At 73.2% G+C, this 21,327-nt stretch carries 16 protein-coding genes and 1 pseudogene; 15 read left to right on the forward strand and 2 right to left on the reverse strand.

Going from position 1 to position 21,327, the window contains the following annotated elements:
* The first annotated feature begins 226 nt into the window (after positions 1 to 226).
* The 13 genes from ACFVU9_RS18175 (at position 227) to ACFVU9_RS18235 (ending at position 15,865) form a co-directional block, all read left to right on the forward strand.
* Positions 227 to 6,016 (forward strand): SDR family NAD(P)-dependent oxidoreductase, encoded by a 5,790-nt coding sequence (locus ACFVU9_RS18175; RefSeq protein ID WP_387594322.1) that lies wholly within the window; start codon positions 227 to 229, stop codon positions 6,014 to 6,016.
* Positions 6,016 to 6,504 (forward strand): acyl-CoA thioesterase, encoded by a 489-nt coding sequence (locus ACFVU9_RS18180; protein ID WP_387594324.1) that lies wholly within the window; start codon positions 6,016 to 6,018, stop codon positions 6,502 to 6,504. The genes ACFVU9_RS18175 and ACFVU9_RS18180 overlap by 1 nt, the downstream gene beginning before the upstream one ends.
* On the forward strand, positions 6,501 to 6,986 hold the full coding sequence (locus ACFVU9_RS18185) for a flavin reductase family protein (RefSeq protein ID WP_387594325.1): 486 nt from the start codon (positions 6,501 to 6,503) through the stop codon (positions 6,984 to 6,986). The genes ACFVU9_RS18180 and ACFVU9_RS18185 overlap by 4 nt, the downstream gene beginning before the upstream one ends.
* A 10-nt stretch (positions 6,987 to 6,996) precedes the next feature.
* Complete coding sequence (locus ACFVU9_RS18190) at positions 6,997 to 8,049, forward strand: NAD-dependent epimerase/dehydratase family protein (protein WP_387594327.1); 1,053 nt, start codon at positions 6,997 to 6,999, stop codon at positions 8,047 to 8,049.
* Between the two features lie 142 nt (positions 8,050 to 8,191).
* Positions 8,192 to 9,694, forward strand: a complete 1,503-nt coding sequence (locus tag ACFVU9_RS18195; protein ID WP_387594329.1) for an alpha/beta hydrolase — start codon at positions 8,192 to 8,194, stop codon at positions 9,692 to 9,694.
* Positions 9,695 to 9,746: 52 nt separating this feature from the next.
* Positions 9,747 to 10,253, forward strand: a complete 507-nt coding sequence (locus ACFVU9_RS18200) for a MarR family winged helix-turn-helix transcriptional regulator (RefSeq protein ID WP_387594330.1) — start codon at positions 9,747 to 9,749, stop codon at positions 10,251 to 10,253.
* The gene (locus ACFVU9_RS18205; protein WP_380447775.1) at positions 10,250 to 11,110 is read left to right on the forward strand and encodes an ABC transporter ATP-binding protein; all 861 of its coding nucleotides are present in this window, start codon (positions 10,250 to 10,252) and stop codon (positions 11,108 to 11,110) included. The genes ACFVU9_RS18200 and ACFVU9_RS18205 overlap by 4 nt, the downstream gene beginning before the upstream one ends.
* Entirely contained in the window at positions 11,070 to 11,942 is an 873-nt protein-coding gene (locus tag ACFVU9_RS18210) for an ABC transporter permease (protein ID WP_380447777.1), read from the forward strand. The genes ACFVU9_RS18205 and ACFVU9_RS18210 overlap by 41 nt, the downstream gene beginning before the upstream one ends.
* Before the next feature lie 102 nt (positions 11,943 to 12,044).
* A complete protein-coding gene (locus tag ACFVU9_RS18215; protein WP_387594333.1) occupies positions 12,045 to 12,548 on the forward strand; it encodes a DinB family protein in 504 nt (167 codons plus the stop codon).
* 183 nt (positions 12,549 to 12,731) lie between these two features.
* A complete protein-coding gene (locus ACFVU9_RS18220) occupies positions 12,732 to 12,953 on the forward strand; it encodes a hypothetical protein (RefSeq protein WP_387594335.1) in 222 nt (73 codons plus the stop codon).
* 483 nt (positions 12,954 to 13,436) lie between these two features.
* Positions 13,437 to 14,684, forward strand: a complete 1,248-nt coding sequence (locus tag ACFVU9_RS18225; RefSeq protein WP_387594337.1) for an RICIN domain-containing protein — start codon at positions 13,437 to 13,439, stop codon at positions 14,682 to 14,684.
* Positions 14,685 to 14,803: 119 nt separating this feature from the next.
* Positions 14,804 to 14,995: a hypothetical protein gene (locus ACFVU9_RS18230; protein WP_387594339.1), complete on the forward strand. Its 192-nt coding sequence runs from the start codon at positions 14,804 to 14,806 to the stop codon at positions 14,993 to 14,995.
* A 105-nt stretch (positions 14,996 to 15,100) separates the two neighbouring features.
* Positions 15,101 to 15,865 (forward strand): maleylpyruvate isomerase family mycothiol-dependent enzyme, encoded by a 765-nt coding sequence (locus ACFVU9_RS18235; protein ID WP_387594340.1) that lies wholly within the window; start codon positions 15,101 to 15,103, stop codon positions 15,863 to 15,865.
* 49 nt (positions 15,866 to 15,914) lie between these two features.
* Here the strand turns inward: ACFVU9_RS18235 and ACFVU9_RS18240 are convergent.
* Positions 15,915 to 16,052, reverse strand: a pseudogene (locus tag ACFVU9_RS18240) (IS5/IS1182 family transposase); the annotation flags it as partial.
* Positions 16,053 to 16,132: 80 nt separating this feature from the next.
* Positions 16,133 to 18,580, reverse strand: a complete 2,448-nt coding sequence (locus ACFVU9_RS18245) for a hypothetical protein (protein WP_387594342.1) — start codon at positions 18,578 to 18,580, stop codon at positions 16,133 to 16,135.
* Between the two features lie 195 nt (positions 18,581 to 18,775).
* Between ACFVU9_RS18245 and ACFVU9_RS18250 the strand changes: the two genes are divergently transcribed.
* Together ACFVU9_RS18250 and ACFVU9_RS18255 are read left to right on the forward strand one after the other, a co-directional pair.
* A complete protein-coding gene (locus ACFVU9_RS18250) occupies positions 18,776 to 19,702 on the forward strand; it encodes a hypothetical protein (RefSeq protein ID WP_387594344.1) in 927 nt (308 codons plus the stop codon).
* Positions 19,703 to 19,927: 225 nt separating this feature from the next.
* Positions 19,928 to 21,115, forward strand: coding sequence for a CaiB/BaiF CoA transferase family protein (locus ACFVU9_RS18255; RefSeq protein ID WP_387594346.1), 1,188 nt, complete (start codon positions 19,928 to 19,930; stop codon positions 21,113 to 21,115).
* Positions 21,116 to 21,327: the final 212 nt, after the last annotated feature.

Consider the following 21,327-nt stretch of genomic DNA (forward strand, 5'->3'; position numbering starts at 1 on the left):
CCGTCGCGAAGTTGGCCGAAAAGCCCCGTCGGCCGCCGAATCCGATGACGCCGTTATGCAAAGCAGGGATGACGCTGTTATGCAATAAACCCCTCCCGGGGCTGGCGCAAAGCACGCTCGAAGTAGACACCCGGGCCCCGGCCGGGCAGCCTTGATTCGGATACGGCGTGCCGTTCCCGGTGCGGGGTGGCGGGTCGTCAATTCGGATCCAAGGGGCGGTGAATACGTGAGCAGCCAGCGGGTCGCCATCGTGGGAATCGGGCTCAGGTACCCGGACGCGAATTCCCCGAACGAACTCTGGGAGAACGTCCTGGGCGGGCGCCGGGCATTTCGGCGACTGCCGGACGAGCGGATGAACCACGCCGACTACTGGTCGGCCGACCGGACCGCGCCGGACCGTTTCTACGCGAGCAAGGCCGCGGTGCTCCGCGATTTCACGTTCGACCGGGTGGCCTACAGCGTCGCCGGGAGCACCTACCGCTCGACGGACCTGACGCACTGGCTGGCCCTCGACACGGCCGCCCGGGCACTGGCCGACGCGGGATTCCCGGGAGGGGAGGGACTTCCCGTCGAGTCCACCGGGGTCGTCGTCGGAAACAGCCTCACCGGGGAATTCTCGCGGGCCAACATCATGCGCCTGCGCTGGCCCTACGTGCGCCGGACGGTCGCCGCGGCGCTCACCGGAAAAGGCTGGTCCGAGGAGGCCGCCGCCGAGTTCCTGGCGGAATTGGAACCGGCCTACAAGGCGCCTTTCCCGGCGATCGACGAGGATTCCCTCGCGGGCGGCCTGGCGAACACCATCGCGGGCCGGATCTGCAACCACTTCGACCTGCGCGGCGGCGGGTACACCGTGGACGGCGCCTGCTCCTCGTCGCTGCTGTCCGTCATCACCGCCGCCCGGTCGCTCGCCGACGGCGATCTCGACGTGGCGCTCGCGGGGGGCGTCGACCTGTCCATCGACCCGTTCGAGGTGATCGGCTTCGCCAAGACGGGCGCGCTGGCCACCGGCGAGATGAAGGTCTACGACCGCGACTCCAACGGCTTCTGGCCCGGCGAGGGCTCCGGCATGCTCGTGCTGATGCGCGAGGACGACGCGCTCGCGGCCGGCCGCCGCATCTACGCGACGATCGCCGGTTGGGGCGTCTCCTCGGACGGCAAGGGCGGCATCACCCGCCCCGAGGCGGGCGGCCACCGGCTCGCCATCGCCCGCGCCTACGAGCAGGCGGGGTACGGCGTCGAGACCGTCTCCTACTTCGAGGGACACGGCACCGGCACGGCCCTCGGCGACGCCACCGAGATCGAGGCACTGTCCTCCGCCCGCCGCGCCGCCGCCCCCGGGGCCCGCCCGGCCGCGCTCGGCACCGTGAAGGGCAACTTCGGGCACACCAAGGCCGCCGCCGGCGTCGCGGGCCTGATCAAGGCCGCGCTCGCGGTGCACCACCAGGTGATCCCGCCGGGCACCGGCCACCACGACCCGCACCCGGGCCTGCTCGGCGACGGCGCCGCGCTGTACGTGCCGGGCGCCGCCGAGCTGTGGCCCGAGGACCAGCCGGTCCGGGCGGGCGTCTCGGCGATGGGCTTCGGCGGCATCAACACCCACATCGCGGTGGCCGCCGTCCCCGGCGCCCGCCGCCGCACCGCCGTCGACGCCGACACCGGGCGCCTGGTGGCCGGCCGTCAGGACGCCGAGCTGCTGCTCCTGGACGCCCGCGACCGCGCCGGCCTGCGCGAGGAGGCGCAGCGCCTGCTCGGCATCGTCCCCAAGCTGGCCCAGGCCGAACTCGCCGACCTGGCCGCCGGATCGGCCGCGCGCCTGACCGGGGCGAGGGCGCGGGCGGCGCTCGTCGTGACCTCGCCGGACGACGCCGTCCGCGCACTGGAGCGGCTGGTGGCGCTGCTCTCGGACGCGGGTGCCGAGGACGCGGGCGCCGGCGTGAGGTTCCTGCCCGGCGAAGGCGTCTTCCTCGGTGCCTCCACCGGCACCCCGCCGCGGATCGCCTACCTCTTCCCCGGCCAGGGCTCCGGCCGCGGCGCCGTCGGCGCGCTGCGCCGCCGATTCGCCGCCGCCGACGAGGTCCACCGCCTGGCCGGGCTGCCGCGGGGCGCCGACCACGTCGACACCCGCGTCGCCCAGCCCCGCATCGTCGCCGGCTCGCTCGCCGCGCTGCGCGTCCTCGACGGGCTCGGCGTCCGCGCCGCCACCGCCGTCGGCCACAGCCTCGGCGAACTCACCGCGCTGCACTGGGCCGGCGCGCTCACCGAGGAGCAGGTGCTGCGCCTGGCCACCGTGCGCGGCCAGGTGATGGCCGAGGCGAGCCGGGGCGGCGGCGCGATGGCCGGACTCGCCGCCACGCCGGAGGACGTGGCGCGCCTGTCCGCGGGCCTCGACGTCGTCGTCGCCGGCTACAACGGCCCCCGGCAGACGGTCGTCTCCGGTCCGGCCGCCGCCGTCGAGGAGGCCTGCCGGCGGGCCGCGGCCGAGGGCGTCACCGCGACCCGGCTCAACGTCTCGCACGCCTTCCATTCCCCGCTGGTGGCCCCCGCCGCCCGTGTGATGGCCGAGCGGCTGCGCGACGTCGACTTCGCCCGGCCCGTCCGCCCGCACGCCTCGACCGTCACCGGCGCCCTGCTCGACCCGGACGCCGACCTGCGGACGCTGCTGTGCGACCAGGTGTCCCTGCCGGTGCGCTTCCACGAGGCCGCCGCCGTCGCCGCGGCCGGCGCCGACCAGGTCGTCGAGGTCGGCCCCGGCCGGGTGCTGTCCGGCCTGCTCGCCGAGATCGCACCGGACCGGCCGGTCCTCGCCGTCGACACCGACAGCCCGTCCCTCGGCCCGCTGCTGCGCGTCGTCGCCGCCGCCCACGTGCTCGGCGCGCCCGTCCGGACCGAGGCCCTGTTCGCCGGGCGGCTCATCCGCGCGCTGCCCGAGGACGGCGCCATGACGTTCCTCGCCAGCCCCTGCGAGTCCGCCCCGGCCATCGACGCCGCCCTGCTCGCGCCGACGAAGACGGCCGTCGAGGCCGCTCCGGTCGAGGCCACCGGGGAGTCGACGCTTGACCTCCTGCGCCGCCTCGCCGCCGACCGCGTCGAGCTGCCGCTGGAGTCCGTCACCTCCTCGACCCACCCGATGGACGACCTGCACCTCAGCTCGATCACGGTCGGCCAGATCGTCAACGACGTCACCCGCGCGCTCGGCCTGCCCGCCCTGGAGGCCACCACCGGCTACGCGACCGTCCGCCTCGGCGAACTCGCCGACCTCATCGACGGACTGGCGCGCACCGCCGAGGACGGCGCCGCGCCGACGGCCGAGGTCGCGGGCGTCGCGCCGTGGGTCCGCCCGTTCGCCGTCGAGCACGTCGAAGCGCCGCTGCCCGCGACCGCCGCCACGGGGGCGACCGGCCGCTGGACGGCCTTCGGCACGCCGGGACACCCGCTCGCCGAGCCGCTGCGCGCCGCCCTCGCCGGGGCCGGCATCGGCGACGGCGTGCTGCTGTGCCTGCCCGCCGAGGCGCGCCCCGACGACGCCGACCTGTTCCTCGCCGCGGGCCGCGCCGCCGCCACTGCCCCGCCCGGCACCCGTCTGGTCGTCGTCCAGCACCGCCTCGGCGCGACCGGCCTCGCCAAGACGCTCCACCTGGAGCACCCGTCCGTCCCCACCACCGTCGTCGAACTCGCCGACCCCCTCGCGCCGGAGGCCGTTCCCCTGGTCGTCGCGGAGGCCGCCGCCACCACCGGCTTCAGCGAGGTCCGCTACCGGCCCGACGGCACCAGGACGGTGCCCGTGCTGCGCCCGCTGACGGCCCCGGCCGGGCCCCTGACGTCCCCGCTCGACGGCGACGACGTCCTGCTCGTCACCGGCGGCGGCAAGGGCATCACCGCCGAGTGCGCCCTGGCCATGGCCCGGGACTCCGGCGCCGCCCTCGCCCTCGTCGGCCGCGCCGACCCCGCCACCGACCCCGAACTCGCCGCCAACCTCGCCCGGATGACCGCCGCCGGCCTGCGCCTGCACTACGAGCGCGCCGACGTCACCGACGCCGCTCAGGTCGCCGCCGCCGTCGAACGCCTGGAGCGCGCCCTCGGCCCGGTCACCGCCGTCCTGCACGGCGCCGGCCGCAACGAGCCCGCCGCCCTCACCGCCCTGACCGCCGACGACTTCCGCCGCACCCTCGCCCCGAAGACCGGCGGCCTGGCCGCCGTCCTGGCCGCCGTCACGCCCGAGCGCCTCAAGCTCCTGATCACCTTCGGCTCCATCATCGGCCGCGCCGGCCTGCGCGGAGAGGCGCACTACGCCACCGCCAACGACTGGATGACCGAACTCACCCTGCGCTTCGGCGAGCGGCACCCGCGCGCCCGCGCCCTCGCGATCGAGTGGTCCGTGTGGTCCGGCGCCGGCATGGGCGAACGCCTCGGCGTCGTCGAGTCGCTGATGCGCGAGGGCATCACCCCGATCTCCACCGACGAGGGCATCCGCGTCCTGCGCGAACTGCTCGCCGACCCGGCCGCCGGGCCCGCCGTCGTCGTCAGCGGACGCGCCGCCGGGCTGCCCACCCTCGCCCTCGACCGGCCCGAACTGCCGCTCGGCCGCTTCGTCGAGCGCGTCCTCGCGCACTACCCGGGCGTCGAGCTCGTCACCGAGGCCGACCTCACCGAGGGCAGCGACCCGTACCTCCTCGACCACCAGCTCGACGGCGACCTCCTCTTCCCCGCCGTCCTCGGCATGGAGGCGATGGCCCAGGTCGCGGGCGCCGTCAGCGGGCACGCGGGACCGCCGGTGCTGGAAGACGTCGAGTTCCTGCGGCCCATCGCCGTGCGCCCCGGCGGCTCCACCACACTGCGCGTCGCCGCCCTCGTCCAGGACACCGGCACCGTCGACGTCGTCCTGCGCACCGCCGACACCGGCTTCGCCGCCGACCACTTCCGCGCCCGCCTGCGCTACCCCCGGCCCGCCGTCCCGGGCGGCCCGCGCTCCGCCGCCTTCGACCTGCCCACCGTCCCCGTCGACCCGGTCACCGAGCTCTACGGCAGCGTCCTGTTCCAGGGCAAACGCTTCCAGCGCCTCCTGGACTACCGCCGCGCGAGCGCCCGGAACGCCGTCGCCGAGGTCTCCACCACCACGCCCGCCCCCTGGTTCGCGGCCTACCTCCCGCAGGACCACGTCCTCGCCGACCCCGGCACCCGCGACACGATGATGCACGCCCTCCAGTGCTGCGTCCCCGACGCCACCCTGCTGCCGCGCGGCATCGAACGCCTCTGGCTCGCCGAACCCGCCGACCAGGACACCGAGTTCGTCGTCCTCGACGCCCGCGAACGCAGCCAGGACGGCGACACCTACGTCTACGACCTCGACGTCCGCACCCCGGACGGCCGGGTGGTCGAACGCTGGGAGGGCCTGACCCTGGTCGCCGTCCGCAAACGCGACGGCGCCGGACCCTGGGTGCCCGCCATGCTCGGCTCCTACCTCGAACGCAGGCTGGAGACCGTGCTCGGCGGCAGCCGCGCCGTCGTCGTCGAGGCCGCCGGGGACGAGCCGGACCGGCGCACCCGCACCGCCGCCGCCGTCTCCCGGGCGCTCGGCGCACCGGCCGAGCTGCGCCACCGGCCGGACGGCAAACCGGAGTTGTACGGCCATGCGGTATCCGCCTCGCACAGCGGAGGGCTGACCCTGGCGGTGGTCGGCGACGACGGCACGCGGCTCGCGTGCGACGTCGAGACGGTCCGGCCGCGCACCGAGGCGGACTGGGCCGCACTGCTCGGCGAGGCCCAACTCCCGCTGCGCGAACTGCTGGTGGCCGAGGCCGGCTGCCCGCCGGACCTCGCCGCCACCCGGGTGTGGTGCGCCCTGGAGTGCCTGCGCAAGTCCGCCGCCACCGGCCAGGCCCTCACGCTCGACCGGATCGAGGGCTCCGGCTGGGTGGTGCTGTCGGCCGGCGACGCGACGATCGCCACCTGGGCGACCACCGTCACCGACCGCGACGAACCCGTCGTCCTCGCCGTCCTCACCGGGAAGGGGGAGTGATGTCCGCCGCCTACTACGAGATCCGGCACACCGTCGGCTTCGAGGAGACCAACCTCGTCGGCAACGTCTACTACGTCAACTACCTGCGCTGGCAGGGACGTTGCCGGGAGATGTTCCTCAAGGAGAAGGCTCCCGGAGTGCTCGCCGAACTCCAGGGCGACCTCAAGCTGTTCACGCTGAAGGTCGACTGCGAGTTCTTCGCCGAGATCACCGCCTTCGACGAACTCTCCGTCCGCATGCGGCTGGAGGAGGTCACCCAGACCCAGCTCCAGTTCGGCTTCGAGTACGTGCGCCTGGCCGGCGTCGAGGAACTCCTCGTCGCCCGCGGCCGGCAGCGGATCGCCTGCATGCGCGGCCCCAACACGAACACCGTCCCCGCCCTGGTGCCGCCGGAGCTGCGCCTGGCCCTCGCCCCGTACGCCGACCCGCTGCGGCCGGCCGGGCCGGTGGGCCCGGTCGGCTCGGCCGGCGCGGGACGGCCGCGGTGATCGGGGCCGGCGCGGACCTGCGCGCCACCATGTCCGGCTTCGCGACCGGCGTCACCGTCCTCACCACGGGCGGCGGCAGCGTGCACGGGATGACCGCGAACTCCTTCACCTCGGTGTCGCTGGAGCCGCCGATGGTCCTGTGCTGCGTGTCCCGCACGGCGGTCATGCACGAGGCCATCACCGCCGTCCGCTCCTTCGCGGTCTCCGTGCTGAGCGCCGAACAGGAGGCCCTGGCCCGGTACTTCGCCGACCGGGCCCGCCCGCTCGGGGCCGCCCAGTTCCGCGAGGTCGACTGGCGTCCCGGCCCGTTCACGGGCGCGCCGCTGCTGGCCGGCTCGCTCGCCTGGCTGGAGTGCAAGCTCGCCGAGGTCTACGAGGGCGGCGACCACTCCATCTTCCTCGGCGAGGTGCTCGCGACCGACCGGGCCCCCGACGAACGGGCGCTGCTGTTCTACGGCGGCGGCTTCCACCGGACGAGCTGAGGAGACCGGGATGTTGGTGTGCGTGACCGGCGGCACCGGGTTCGTCGGCGTCCATTCCGTCGCGGAGCTCGTCCGCCGCGGCCACCGGGTGCGGATCCTCGCCCGCGACCCGGGCACCGCCGAGCGCGGCCTGGCGGCGCTCGCCGTCGACCCGTCCGCCGTCGGCGTGGTGGCGGGCGACGTCACCGTCGAGCGCGACGTCCGCCGGGCGGTCGCGGGCGCCGACGCCGTCCTGCACGCCGCATCCGTCTACTCCTTCGACAGCCGCCACCACGCGGCCATGCGCGCCACCAACGCGCGCGGCACCGAGCTCGTCCTCGGTGCCGCGCGCAGGGCCGGCGCCGCCCGCATCGTCCACGTCTCCAGCGTCGTCGCCCTCCTGCCCGCCGGGCCCGGCCCGCTGCACGCGGACACACCCGTCGGCCGGCCGCGCGAGGCCTACATGGCCAGCAAGGCCGCCGCCGAACGCATCGCCCGCCGCCACCAGGCCGACGGCGCCCCCGTCCTCATCACCTACCCGCCCGCGCTCCTCGGCCCGCACGACCCCGGGCCGGGCGACCAGAACACCCGGCTGCGCAACACCCTGCGCGGCCTGATGCCCCTGTGGCCGCTCGGCGGCTTCCCGGTCGGCGACGTCCGCGACACCGCCCGCCTGCACGCCGACCTGCTCACCACCCACCCGATCGCCGAAGCCCCCGTCGCCAACCGCCACTTCGCCCCCGGCCGCCACGTCCCTACCCGCACCTACCTGCGCACCCTGCGCGAGGTCACCGGCCGCTCCCTGCCCGCCCTCCACCTCCCGGCCGCCCCGATGCTCCCCGTCGGCGCCCTCGCGACGGCCGCCCAACGCCTGTGGCCCTGGCACATCCCGGCCGAGTACGGCGCCATCTACACCTGCGCCCACGCCCGCCCGGTAGCCGCGTCCGCGAGCACCGGAGGCCTGACCCCACGCCCGACGGCCGAAACGATGACGGACACCATCCGCTGGCTCCACGACCGCGGCCTGCTGACGGCACACCAGGCGGGCCGGGCACTGGACGCCCACCGGGCCGAGCCCGGTTAGGCCCCGGAGCGCACCGGAGTGGTGGGAGCCCTCCGGGTACGCCGCCGTGGCCGGGGTATGAGCCCGAAGGAGGAGGTGTCCGGCGCCGAACTCCTCCTTCAGGGCTAACTGGCTTACTGCTGGCGGTAGTTATGGTTCCATCATGAAGCCCGCCATGGCGTTCGGCGCCCTCGCCCTGTCCACGGTCACCGTCCTCGCGACGGCCGGTCCCGCTGCCGCGGCAGCAGGTGACGGGTCCGACCGCTTCCGCCGTCAGCCGGTCGTCTGGGCGGCCTGTGCGGACCCTCGACTCGCCGCCACCGGAACCGAATGCGCGACGCTCAAGGTCCCGCTCGACTACGGCGACCCGTACGGCCGCACCCTCGACCTCGCGATCTCCCGGCTCAAGTCCACCGACCCCGCCAAACGCCGCGGCATCCTGCTCACCAACCCCGGCGGCCCCGGCGGCCGTGGGCTGGACATGCCCGCCGCCGTGCGGGCGCAGATGACGCCCGACGTGGCGGCGGCCTACGACGTCGTCGGCATGGACCCGCGGGGCGTCGGCGCGAGCGAAGGGCTCGATTGCGGCCTCGACCGGGGGAGCTGGCTGCGCTCGGTCGGGGCCGACCAGCAGGGATTCGAGGAGAGTTGGCGCCTCGCGAAGAAGGACGCCGACGCCTGCCAGGACACGTACCCCGACCTGCTCCCGTACCTCACCACCCGCAACACCGCGCGGGACGCGGACGTGGTGCGCAGCGTCCTCGGAGAGCGGCGGGCTTCGTGGTTCGGGCAGTCCGCCGGGTCGCTGCTCGCCGCCGCGTACGCGCAGGTGTTCCCCGGCCGCGTCGACCGCCTCGTCCTCGACAGCGTGCCCGACCCGGCCCGGTACGGCATCCGCATGTTCCAGGACATGGGTCCCGCCAACGAGCGCGCCCTCGACGACTTCGCCGCGTGGGCCGCGCCCCGCCACGGCGAGTACGGCCTGGGCGCCACCCCGGCCGCCGTCCGCGCGACCGTCGAGGGCCTGGTCCGGCGGGCGGAAGCGGCCCCGATCCGCGTCGACGGGCGCCAACTCGACGGCTACGTCCTGCCGTTCCTCCTCGCGGTCTGCCAGTCGGACGACCGGGACAGCGTCGACTACGCGAGCGTCCTGCGCCAACTGCTCGACGCGGCCGACGGCAAGCCGGTCGCCGTCACCCCGGTCCTGCACGACCTGCTGACCGCCGTCCTCGACGCGCGCGGCACCGGCGCCGACCGCGACCTCGCCGCCACGATCGGCATCCTCTGTGACGACGTCGCGATGCCGCGCGGCGCCGACTGGTACCGGGACGCCGTCGCCCGCTCGCGCGCCGCGCAGCCGGTCTTCGGCCCGGTGTACAACGGCCCGACCCCGTGCGCCTTCTGGAAGCACGCACCGCGCGAGGAGCCGGTGGCGGTCGACAACAGCGTTCCCGCGCTGCTGGTCCAGAGCACCGGCGACACCCACACCCCGTACGACGGCGCCCTCGGCATGCACGCCAAGCTGCGCGCCTCCCGCCTGCTGACCGTCCCCGGCCGCGTACACACCGTCTACCTGAATGGCTACAGCCCGTGCGCCCGGGCCGCCGTCAACGCCTACCTCCTGACCGGAGCCCTGTCCGCCACGGACGGCACCTGCGGGAGCTGAATGTGAGCCGCACTCTCGACAGATAGCTCTTATTGAGAGCTAATATGGAGACATGAGTGCGGAAGCCCTGGAACCACTGGAGGCCGGGCCCCTCGACCCCCTCGACACCGCGCTGGCCGACGAGTTCTCCACCCTCCTCGTCGGCATCCAGCGCATGGTCCGCCGCCGCCTGCGCGACGGCCTCACCGAACCGCGCCTGCGCGGCGCCCAGGTCGAACTGCTGCGCCTGGTCACCCACGCCCCCGGAACGCGGGTGTCCGACGCCGCCAAGGAGCTCGGCCTGGCCGGCAACTCGGTCTCGACGCTGGTCAACCAGCTCGTCGGCCTGGGCCTCCTGCGCCGCGACGTCGACCCGGCCGACCGCCGCGCCGCGCTGCTGTACGTGACCGACGAGGCCGTCGAACGCCTCGCCGCCTGGCGCGCCCGCCGCACCGAGCTCATGGAGCACCTGGTGGCGGGCCTGCCCGCCGCGGACCGGGCGGCGCTGGCCGCCGCGCTGCCGGCCCTGCGCGGCGTCGCGGAGGGCCTGCGCACCCTGCCGGGGGAGGACGGGCGATGACCACCCCGGAGGACGAGGCGGTCGTGTGCCGCGGCCTGGAGTACACGTTCCACCACGGTCGGGGAAAGGCCCACGCGACCAAGGCCGTCGACGGCATCGACCTCACCGTGCGCACTGGCGAGGTGTTCGGCCTGCTCGGCCCCAACGGCGCGGGCAAGACCACGACGATCCGCGCGATCACCACCCTGCTCCCGGTGAGCGCGGGCATGGTGCGGGTCTTCGGCAACGACGCGGCCAAGCGGCGCATGGAGGTGCGCCGCACGCTCGGCTACGTGCCGCAGCAGCTGTCCGCCGAGTCGGGGCTGACCGGGCGGGAGAACGTCGCCCTGTTCGCCCGCGTCTTCGACGTGCCGCGCTCCGAGCGCGCCGCGCGGGTCGCCCAGGCGCTGGCCGCCGTCGACCTCACCGACGCCGCGGACCGCATGGCCGGCACCTACTCCGGCGGCATGGTACGCCGCCTGGAACTCGCCCAGGCCCTGGTCAGCGCCCCGCGCCTGCTCGTCCTGGACGAGCCGACGATCGGCCTGGACCCGATCGCCCGCACCGGCGTGTGGGACCGGGTCGACACCGTTCGCCGCGCCACCGGCATGACCGTCCTGGTCACCACCCACTACATGGACGAGGCGGAGCGCCACTGCGACCGCATCGCCCTCATGGACCGCGGCCGCATCCGCGCCCTCGGCACCCCGGACGAGCTCAAGGCCCAGGTCCGCGAGCAGGACCCGGCACAGCCCGCCCCCACCCTCGACGACGTGTTCCGCCACTTCGCGGGCCGCGACCTCACCGGCTCCGAGAACGCGGAAGGAGACTTCAGCGATGTCCGTCGTACCCGCCGCACAGCCGGCCGCGTCGGCTGAACCCGCAGGACCGTCCCCCGCCGGCCCCGACCTCGGCCTGCTGCTCGTGCCCCCGCGCGCCCGCACCGGCTGGCGCCTGGTGCCGGCCCGGGTGGTCGCGATGTGCGCGGTCGAGCTGCAGAAGCTGCGCCACGACCGCACCGAGCTCTACACCCGGGCGGTCCAGCCCGCGCTCTGGCTGCTGATCTTCGGCGAGACCTTCACCCGCCTGAAGGCCATCCCGACCGGCGGGATCCCGTACCTGGACTACCTCGCGCCGGGCATCATCGCCCAGTCCGCGATGTTCATCGCGATCTTCTACGGCATCATGATCATCTGGGAGCGGGACTCCGGCGTCCTCACCAAGCTCCTGGTCACCCCGACCCCGCGGGCCGCCCTGGTCACCGGCAAGGCCTTCGCCGCCGGGGTGAAGGCGGTGCTCCAGGCCGTCGTGGTCGTCCTGATCGCCGCCGCGCTCGGCGTCGCCATGACGTGGAACCCGCTGCGCCTGCTCGGGGTCGTGGTGGCGGTGCTGCTCGGTTCGGCGTTCTTCTCCTGCCTGTCGATGGCCATCGCGGGCATCGTGCTGACCCGCGACCGTCTGATGGGCATTGGGCAGGCCATCACGATGCCGCTCTTCTTCGGCTCCAACGCCCTCTACCCCGTCGACCTGATGCCCGGCTGGCTGCAAGCGGTCAGCAAGGCCAACCCCCTCAGCTACCAGGTCGACGCCCTGCGCGGCCTCCTGATCGGCACCCCGTCCCACCTGCCGCTCGACTTCGCGGTGCTGACGGTGGCAACGCTCCTCGGCATCGCCGCCGCCTCGTCCCTCCTGGGCCGCCTGGCGCGGTGAGCCCGGGCCCGTCCCCGATCGGGGACGGGCCGTTCCTCGTCGACCGCGTCCGACTTCCGGGCGGGGAAGCCCGGGACGGCGACCTCCTGCGATGATCGTCGGATGAGTGATGACCAGCGGGTGCATCCGTCCAAGGCGGCCGACGACCGTGCGTCGCTGACCGCGTTCCTCGACTACCAGCGCGCGACCCTCGCCATGAAGTGCCAGGGGCTGTCCGGCGAGCAACTCAAGCAGAAGGCGGTGCCCACCTCGGGCCTGTCGCTCCTGGGCCTCGTACGGCACGCGGCCGAGGTCGAGCGGAGCTGGTTCCGGCTGGTGCTGAACGGTGAGGACTGCAAGCCCCTCTGGCCCAGGACCAACGGCGAGTTCGCCGACTTCCAGGTGGAAGACGCCGACGTCGACGAGGCGTTCGCGTTCTGGCACGAGGCGTGCGAGGGCTCCCGTGCCGCGGCGGACGCCGTCGAATCCCTCGACGACACGGTCGACTTCCGGGGGGAGGTCATCTCGCTCCGCTACGTCCTCACCCACATGATCGAGGAGTACGCACGCCACAACGGCCACGCCGACCTGCTGCGCGAAGCGATCGACGGAGTGGTCGGCGAGTAGATCCGGTTCATCTGATCTCCCCCTCGCCGCTCGTGCTGTTGGAACGGACGCGTGTGCTGCTTCGGTTCGTCGACTGCGTGTAGCCGGCAGCTCCGTCGACATTGGCCTGATTGCCGGCGATGGTTACGGCGAACGCGCCGTTGCCCTTGATGGCACGACGCGGAAGAGCCCACGGTCTTCCGGGTGCGCCTGGAACCCGGCGCGGCGGAGCTGCTGAACACGGAGGAGAGCGAAGCCGCCTTCCTCGTCCAGCGCCCCTATACGCACGAGAGCAGCGGAATTCGTGCCCGCTACACGGCACTTCTGCCCATGGAGCAGATCACCGGCAGGCTTCTCGCCCAGCAGTCCGAGGTGTTCAACACCGACGCCTACGCGGCGCTGGCCGCCGTACACGGCGCGATTTGAGTGGCGCGAGGGCGTCAGCGCCCGCATGCCCAACCCCGACGAGCGCGCCGCTCTGCACATGCCCGAAGGGGTGCCCGTGCTGGTGTCGCAGCGCATTACCCAGACCCAGCGGGACGCTAAGCCGCTCATGTTCGGGCGGTGTCGGTGCTGGTCGGCGTGAGGGTGGGTGGCGGTCTCACTGGGTCGACGTTCATCCGCCCATTGGACTTTCCGGTTGACGTGATGCTGGTCCGTGCGTGTGCCAATTGATGGTCCGTATGCGAAGGTGCCGGTGCGTCGTACGGACTGCGGAGTCGGGGACCATAGCGTCTTCCGGCAGGAGGTCCAGCGGGCGGTCAGGTGTCGACCGTCGCCGCAGGTCCTCTTCGCCGGGCGGCGAGTGCCTTCGTGCCGGCCGAGGAGTCTTCGGTGTCCTCCGAATCGGCAGCCCTCGGCAGTGGCGGGCGGCGCCGTCCAGTGGTCATTCCATCGACGATCATGAGGATGTCCATGTCACGCATCACGCTCGCGGCCATCGCCACCGCAGGGGTATTGGGGCTGACCGCCGTCGGCCCCGCGACCACCACCGCGTACGCGGCCTCGTCGGCGCAGAACGGCCCCGCGGCCAAGGCGCCGACGCACTCCACCAACACGTCCGAGAATCGCGCGCGACGCATCGTCGCCCGCTACTTGAACCTGCACCAGTGCACGTACAAGTACACCAACGGCAAGATGTACACCACCGTGGTACCGACCACGCCCTTCAGCGCGGGCACCAACGTGTCGGGCGCCGCCGACACCCAGCTGTCCTGTACCGCGGGCACGGGCGGCTGGCAGCTGGACCCCGGCAACTCGGCCGTCAAGCCGCTGGACCTGACCACCGGCCAGTACCTGAACCTGCACCAGTGCACGTACAAGTACACCGACGGCACGATGTACACCACCGTGATGCCCAACACGCCGTTCAGTACCGGCACCAATGTGTCGAACACGCAGGACACCCAGCTGTCATGCGCCGCGGGCACGGGCGGCTGGCAGCTGGACCCCGGCAACTCGGCCGTCAAGCCGCTGGACCTGGACTCGGGCCAGTACCTGAACCTGCATCAGTGCGTCTACAAGTACACCGACGGCACGATGTACACCACCGTGATGCCCAACACGCCGTTTGGCACCGGCACGAACGTGTCGAACACGAAGGACACCCAGCCGTCGTGCGCCGCGGGCACGGGCGGCTGGCAGCTGGACCCCGGCAACTCGGGCGTCTTCACGGCGGAGCTGTCCACCACCGACTCCGACAACCTCTTCATCAACCGCATGGACGGCAGCCGGATGGCGCTCGGCATGGACGCGACGGGCGCGGGCGCGCAGGCCATCTCGCTGCGGTCGCCAGGGTGGGTCTACCAGACCCGTAAGTGGACCGTCATCACCAAGCGCAGCGGCTACCAGGTCATCCGGAACGACGCCGCCAATCTGTGCCTGCAACCCGTCAACGCCTCCCCGGCCGCGGGTAACGCCATCGTCGTGCAGCCCTGTAACGGCTCGGCCGCCCAGGACTGGGACACCAGGCCTGAGCAGAGCAACTACGCCGGCACCTCCGGCTGGTCCGCCTACCGCCCGCGCACCAACCCCTCACTCGCCATCACCCTCCAGACCTACCAGGGCTCCGGCAGCTGGGACAGCCTGTACCTCGACACCGACCAGAACAGCGCCGACCGGCTCTGGCGCTTCCAGAAGGAAGGCACCTCGTGGTGAGGTGACCCCTGCGCGTCGGCCGCCCCACCGCACCGGGGCGGCCGACGCCTGCTCCAGCCCGCAGGGTCAGGCCGGGCTCACTCGCCACACGTGCATTCGTCCTTGTCCCGGTCCGCCATGTGGTCGACGGGCGCCCCCTGGCGGTCACCGGCGGCGACGACGGCACCGTGCGGCTATGGGACTTGACCGCCGGCGACCAGGTCGGGCCGGAGCTGGTGTTCCCGCTGCCGGTCTGCGCGGTGGCCGTGGTGCCGGACGGTCGGTTGGTGGTGGGCTTCGGGTGGGAGGTCGCGGTGTTGGCCCGCCGTTGACCGGGCCCCGCACAAACGTCTCGCAGTACGGGGAAGCCCCAACGCCTGTCTGCGCGGGTTGTTAATCGAGTGCGAGAGTTCCGGTCCGGGTGATACAAGGTCTGCGTGACAGAGCATCTCCACTTCCCCACCCTGCTGCGGATGATTGACGAGCGGTCCGCCGCGTTCCGCGCCGCCGTCGCCGCGGCCCCCAGCCTCGACGCCGACGTCCCGTCCTGCCCGGGCTGGACGCTGTACGACCTGGCGAACCACCTCAGTGAGGGGGACCGCTTCTGGGCCTACATCGTGCTGAACACCGCGCCGGGCGACGAGCGGCCGAGCAAGGACGGGCTGGCGGCGCCCAGGGAGCGCGAGGCCCTCATAGCCTGGCTGGCCGACTCGACGGAGCAGCTGCTTGCCGCTCTGCGCGAGGCCGGCCCGGACCGGGGCTGCTGGGCCTGGTGGGAGCCGCTGGCCTCGCCGCACACGGGGGCCGCCGTGGCCCGCCGCCGCGTCCACGAGTCGCTGATCCACACCTACGACGCCCAGCTGGCCTCCGGTACCCCGCAGGAGCTGCCGACGACCGAGGCGGTCGACGCCATCGAGGAGTTCCTCGCCACGGTCTGCACCGTCACGGTCCCGTGGCCGCACGAGCCCGCCACCATGGACTACCACGCAGCCGGGGCCGGCTCCTGGCGCCAGACGGTGGACGCCGCCGGTTCCCGCTTCACCCGCCTCACCGCGGCGGAGGCCGCCGAGAGCAAGCCCACCGCCGCCATCTACGGCACGGCGAGCGAGATGGCCCTGCTCATGTACATGCGCATCCCGAACGGCTCGCTGCGGATGGAGGGCGACGCCGACCTGCTCCAGCAGCTGCAGGACTCGGACTGAGACGGACTGGCAAATAGTTCACTTGAGGCGTCGGGTGGTGCGGCGGCAGACGGGACTTGGCGCTGTCGTAGCCGCGGTCGAGGTTGACGTTGACGGTCTCCGGCATCGCGCCGACCTGTGCCTGTGCCGCGTCCGGAGTGGGGCCGAGCAGGGGTGAATCGTGCCGGTCGGGTCCGTCGGAGACGATCCGATCGACGACCGCGAGCGGTGAGAGCAGACGCCCCCACGCCCTGGACGGCCAGGGCGTGGGGGCGTGCGGCGTGCTGGTCAGCCGGTGGTGTTGCGGCGTCGGCGGAGCCAGACCAGGGCCGTCCCGGCCGCCGTGAGGGCGGCGGCGGTTCCGGCGACGCCGGTGATCCGGAGGCCGGTGGAGGCGAGGCTGCCGCCACCACCGCCACTGCCGGTGCCGCTGTTGCCGACGGGCGGCGGGGTGGTTCCGTCGTCACCGCCGTCACCGGCTCCACCGGTTCCGCCCGTGCTGCCGCTCGGGGTCGGTGCCGGGGGCCCTGTGGGCGTCGGTGTCGGGCTGGTGGTCGGTTCGCCCGTCGGGGTCTGCGTCGGTGCCGGAGTCCCCGTCGGCGTCCCGGTCCCGGTCCCGGTCGGTGTCGGGGTCGGCGTAGGCGTGGGCGTAGGCGTCGGGGTAGGCGTGGGCGTCGGGTCGCCGCTGGTGCCGGCCTGACCGCTGTTGTCGCCGCCCATGACGGTGATCCCGTCGTCCTTGTACGACAGCGCCTCGCTCTTCGCGTGCTGCGTGACATCGTCCAGGTTCGGCTTCGCGGCCTGGAAGGCGGCCTGGTCGATCTTCTGCTGCGGCTGCTGCTGGAAGTCGACCCCGCCGACGATGTAGGTGTAGACCGTTCCCCCGAGCGGGAGCTGGTACGTGAAGTCGCCCTCGGTGAACGACTTGCGCATCTCGCGCCACACGGTCATCTTGTCCCAGCCGGCGTTCGTGCCGCGCAGCGGCCACTTCGACACGTCGTTGCTGTCGATGACCTTGGTGAACGCCCCGCCGAAGGCCGTCGGGTCCTTCGCGACCGTCTGGCGGACGTACTCGGCGCCGATGCGGGCCTTGTAGACGCGGCGCAGGTCCGCGTACTTGGGGTCCTCGTTCACCTCCTTCTCCACGATCGGCAGGATCGTGGAGCGGTAGACGTCCATGTTGTGGTCGATCTGCTCCTTGGTCAGGTTGCAGCCCGTGCCGGGGCCCGAGCTGGTGTAGTCCTGGGCCACCGTCTTGACCTCGAGCGGGCTGTCGAGGATGTAGACGCCGTCGTCCTGGACGCGCACCTTGGCCTGCTTGGGCACGATCCAGTTGCGGGTGGAGTTCATGCACGGCAGTCCGTCGATCCGGGAGATGCCGTACCAGAACTTGTTCCCGGCGTCCGTCTTCGGGTCCTCGGCGCGGCCGAAGTCGCGCTTCATCGCGAGGTCGGCCTCCAGCAGCACCCGCCCGGCGTCCGTCCCGTCGAACGGCGACTGCATGATCGTGTTCGGGTCGTCGGGGTTGAGGTTGACCCAGAAGTGGTCCGGGGTGAGCGCGAGCCAGGTGAAGAAGGCGTCCGAGACGAGCTGCGCCTTCTCCTGTCCGCCGAAGCCGGGGTGCTCCTCCTCGTCGGTGTTGCTCGCGCTGAAGGCGTACTTGAGGTCCCCGGCCTTGGTCTGGCCGATGTAGGAGAGGTCGAGGGTGGAGAAGTCGATGCCGCCGGGTCGGCGGATGTCCTGCTCGGGCTCCTCGATCAGGCCGTTCGTCCGCTGGGCCTCCTGCTCCGCCTCCTCCGGTGTCGGGGCCGAGCCCTCCACCATGTCGGTGCCCGCGCCGACGGACGGCTTGGCCGGGTCCACGGTCATCGTGCCGGGGGCCTGGCGCATGTACGGGGTCTGCCTGAACTGCGGCTCCGGGGTGGCCGAGTGCCGGTAATAGTCCACTCCGGCGCTCTTGTACTTGGCGATCGTCCTGGCGTTCGGCTGCTGGCCGTTGATGTAGACGACCTTCCAGCCGCGCTTGACCAGGGCCTCGTCCACCGGCAGCTGGGCCTTGTCGTAGCCGATGCCGGACTTGATCTCGTAGATCGTCCTGGTCCGCATGTTGACGGCGTCGAAGAGCCGGTTGCCCTTGGGGAACCGGTCGCCGAGCTCGTCCTTCAGCTCCTGGTAGAGCTTCTCGTCGAGGTCCTTGAGGCTGCCCTGGCAGATCCAGTCGACCCCGCCGAGGTTGAAGTAGCGCACGACCTCGCGTTCGTAGGCGTCGCCGCGCTTGTTGTTGCCCACGTTCCGGGTGTAGACGCTGTTCAGCCAGCTGTTGAAGCTGCCCTTGTACGGCTTGTTGCCGGCCTGCTTCTGTATCCAGGTCGCGACCGCGTTCTCGATGCTGCCCCATTCGTACTTCTTCGGGTCCGACCCCTGGGGCAGCGGGACCTGGGACGGATCGGTCAGGCCGTCGAAACCCTTGGGCGGCAGGTCGTACGGGTAGAGCCGCTGCTCGGCGTCCGGGGTCGCCCACTGGCCGGAGCCGGTGGGCCGGTAGCCGGGGAGCGTGGACTGGTCCGGCGGCGTCGGCGTGGTGCCGTACTTGTCCTGGCAGCGCGTGATGGCCGGCGCCGCCTCGGCGTGCTCCTGCAGGCCGGGCAGGCCGGCGAACACGAGCGCGGTGATCCCGAGGACGACGGCCGTGGCCTGCGCCGCCAGCAGTCCCCTGGTGCGTAACGGTTGTCGCACGGTGTGGCGATCCCCCTGCGGGGGCCGAGGGTCGGACAGGCGGCCGGTGGCGTGCGGCCCCCGTCGACACGTCCCCGGCGGCGCCACCCTAGCCGCGGCACGGCGGGGATTCGACGGCTTTACAGATCGCCCACAGAAGCCACAATTTTGGCTGAAGTCACGGGAGTTGTCGGTGCAGGGCTTAGGCTGACGGGTATGAGCGATGATCACGGCGGGGCGGGGGAGCGGTTGCTGGAGGACTGGCTGGAGGACCTGCCGCTCCTGGTCGCACGCCTGGAGCAGGTGCACGTGCCGGACGGCTTCGTCCTCGACTACGGCACGGACTCGCTGGCCGCCCTGGAGCGGTTGCTGCTCGACGAACCCGGCGGACCGGACGAGGACTTCGCGTGTGCGGCGGCCGGGTACGCGGGAGAGGTGCTGATGGGCGTCTGCGGCGGGCGGTGGGACGTGGAGGCCGGGCCGGCCGTGCTCCCCGACCCGGCGCTGGGCCTGCCACCGCTGTCGGTCGGCCTGCTGGTCGACGTGGCGCTCGCGGAGCGCAGCGGCGAGGTGCTCGGCCGGGAATACGAGCGGCTGCTGGCCGCCGTTGCCGCGGTCCGCGCCGTCGATTCCGGCTGGGCGCCCGAGAAGGAGGCTTCGCCGCTGGACCCGGTCGGTCCGCAGCCCGACGACCCGGAACTGGCCGACTGGCTGCGCGAGCGCCGGGCCGCGTTCGGGGCATGGGCGGGGCGACTGCGGGGAGGCCGGAACGCGTACGACTTCTCCCTGGCCAGCCTCGACGCGCTGGAACGGGAGGTGCGGGCCCGGTGCGCCGGGGCGGGAGCGTTCGACGCGGAGCCGGACGGGCCGTTCCCGGGCGGCCCGTTCCTGGCCGGCGCGGTCTGGTACCTCGGCCAGGTCGTCTGCCTGCGGTGCGACTCCGTCTGGCTCCACTGGCCCGTCGACCCCGGCGCCGAGCCCGGCAGCCACCACCACCCCGACAACCCGTGGTCCGGCATCCCCTTCACCCACCAGCCGCACCGTCGCAACGCCCAGGCGTTCAACCCGCTGGCCGAACTCCGGGGCCTGATCCGCTACGGCGACGGCTACCACCTGCGGAACGTCGTGCCCGCCGTTCGCTGACGGGTGTCGGTTGGAGCCGGAGCGTTCAGCGGTTGCCTCGATCGACGGCTACCCGACGTAAGCCTGGCCCACGGGCCTGCCGCACCTGCCGCTTCCGGTGCCGGCCCGCGACCGGAGGGAGGCCCGGCCGGGGGCCGGTGACGGGGTGTCCGGCGGAGGGTGAGACGGACTGAACCCGGTCCCATCCGGGTAGGTCACGATCCGTTCACGAGGGAGGGAGTCCAGGTGTCGCTGCCGCTGGCGGGTGTCACGGTGATCGCGTTGGAGCAGGCGGTGGCCGCGCCGCTGGCGAGCAGGCACCTGGCCGACCTCGGCGCGAGGGTGGTGAAGATCGAGCGGCCGGACGGCGGCGACTTCGCCCGCGGCTACGACCACAGCGTCAACGGGTTGGCCAGCCACTTCGTCTGGCTGAACCGCGGCAAGGAGTCGGTCGCCCTCGACCTGAAGGCGCCGGAGGGCCGCGCCGTGCTGGCCGACCTGGTGGCCGGCGCCGACGTCTTCCTGCAGAACCTCGCGCCCGGCGCCGCCGCCCGCCTGGGCTTCGGCTCCGCCGAACTGCGGGCCCGGCACCCCCGGTTGGTCACCGTCGACCTCTCCGGCTACGGCTCCGGCGGCCCCTACCAGGACAAGCGCGCCTACGACATGCTGATCCAGTGCGAGTCCGGCCTCGCCTCGGTGACGGGCCCGCCCGACCGGCCGTCCAAGACCGGGGTGCCGAGCTCGGACATCGCAGCCGGGATGTACGCGCTGACGGCGACGCTCGGCGCGCTGGTCGGCCGCGCCGCGACGGGGCAGGGTGCCGCGATCGAGGTGTCGATGTTCGAGGCGACGGCCGAGTGGCTGGGCCACCAACTCCACTACACCCAGGGGGCGGGCCGCTCGCCGGGCCGCGCGGGCCTCTCCCACCCGGCCATCGCGCCGTACGACGCCTACCCGACCGCCGACGGCCGCGAGGTCATGATCGGTATCCAGAACGACCGCGAGTGGGCCCGCTTCGCCACCGGCTTCCTGGACCGCCCGGACCTCGCCGACGACCCGGAGTGGGCCACCAACGTCGCCCGGGTGCGCCGCCGCCGACTGGTCGACGCCCTGGTGGGCGGCCGGGCGGCGACCATGACGGCCGACGAGGCGATCAAGCTCCTGGACGCGCTCGCCATCGCCTCCGCCCGCCTGAACGACGTCGCCGACCTCCTGCACCACCCCCAACTCGCCGCCCGCGACCGCTGGCGCCCGGTGACCACCCCGGTCGGCGAAGTCCGCAGCCTGCTGCCGCCGTTCGGCTTCGCCGGCATCGAACTCCCCATGGGCCCCGTCCCCGCCCTCGGCGCCCACACCGACGCGGCCCTGCGCGGGCTCGGCTACTCCGACGAGCGGATCGCCGAGCTGCGCGCGAGCGGGGTACTGGGGGAGTAGGGCCCGCCTCTCACCGTCCCGGACGGCGCGAGTCATGATCCGCTGCGCGCCTCGTTCCACTCATGGCCGACGGCCGGGCTTCAGCCCTGCACCAGCAGGTCTCGGCGCTCGGCAGCGCCACCTGACGAAGGAGTCATGCATGCCGTCCGACGGGCACCGGCCCTCGGGCAGAGGGCCGTCCTGCCTGGTGAGGCTGCCGCCGCGATGTGCTC

Source organism: Kitasatospora sp. NPDC057936 (assembly GCF_042887525.1).
In the GTDB taxonomy this organism is placed as follows: domain Bacteria; phylum Actinomycetota; class Actinomycetes; order Streptomycetales; family Streptomycetaceae; genus Kitasatospora.

Coding starts and splice junctions, on each gene's coding strand:
- ACFVU9_RS18225 (WP_387594337.1), top strand. CDS start 13,437: ATGTCCATGTCACGCATCACGCTCGCGGCCATCGCCACCGCAGGGGTA.
- ACFVU9_RS18195 (WP_387594329.1), top strand. CDS start 8,192: ATGAAGCCCGCCATGGCGTTCGGCGCCCTCGCCCTGTCCACGGTCACC.
- ACFVU9_RS18210 (WP_380447777.1), top strand. CDS start 11,070: ATGTCCGTCGTACCCGCCGCACAGCCGGCCGCGTCGGCTGAACCCGCA.
- ACFVU9_RS18250 (WP_387594344.1), top strand. CDS start 18,776: ATGAGCGATGATCACGGCGGGGCGGGGGAGCGGTTGCTGGAGGACTGG.
- ACFVU9_RS18215 (WP_387594333.1), top strand. CDS start 12,045: ATGAGTGATGACCAGCGGGTGCATCCGTCCAAGGCGGCCGACGACCGT.
- ACFVU9_RS18180 (WP_387594324.1), top strand. CDS start 6,016: ATGTCCGCCGCCTACTACGAGATCCGGCACACCGTCGGCTTCGAGGAG.
- ACFVU9_RS18205 (WP_380447775.1), top strand. CDS start 10,250: ATGACCACCCCGGAGGACGAGGCGGTCGTGTGCCGCGGCCTGGAGTAC.
- ACFVU9_RS18190 (WP_387594327.1), top strand. CDS start 6,997: ATGTTGGTGTGCGTGACCGGCGGCACCGGGTTCGTCGGCGTCCATTCC.
- ACFVU9_RS18200 (WP_387594330.1), top strand. CDS start 9,747: ATGAGTGCGGAAGCCCTGGAACCACTGGAGGCCGGGCCCCTCGACCCC.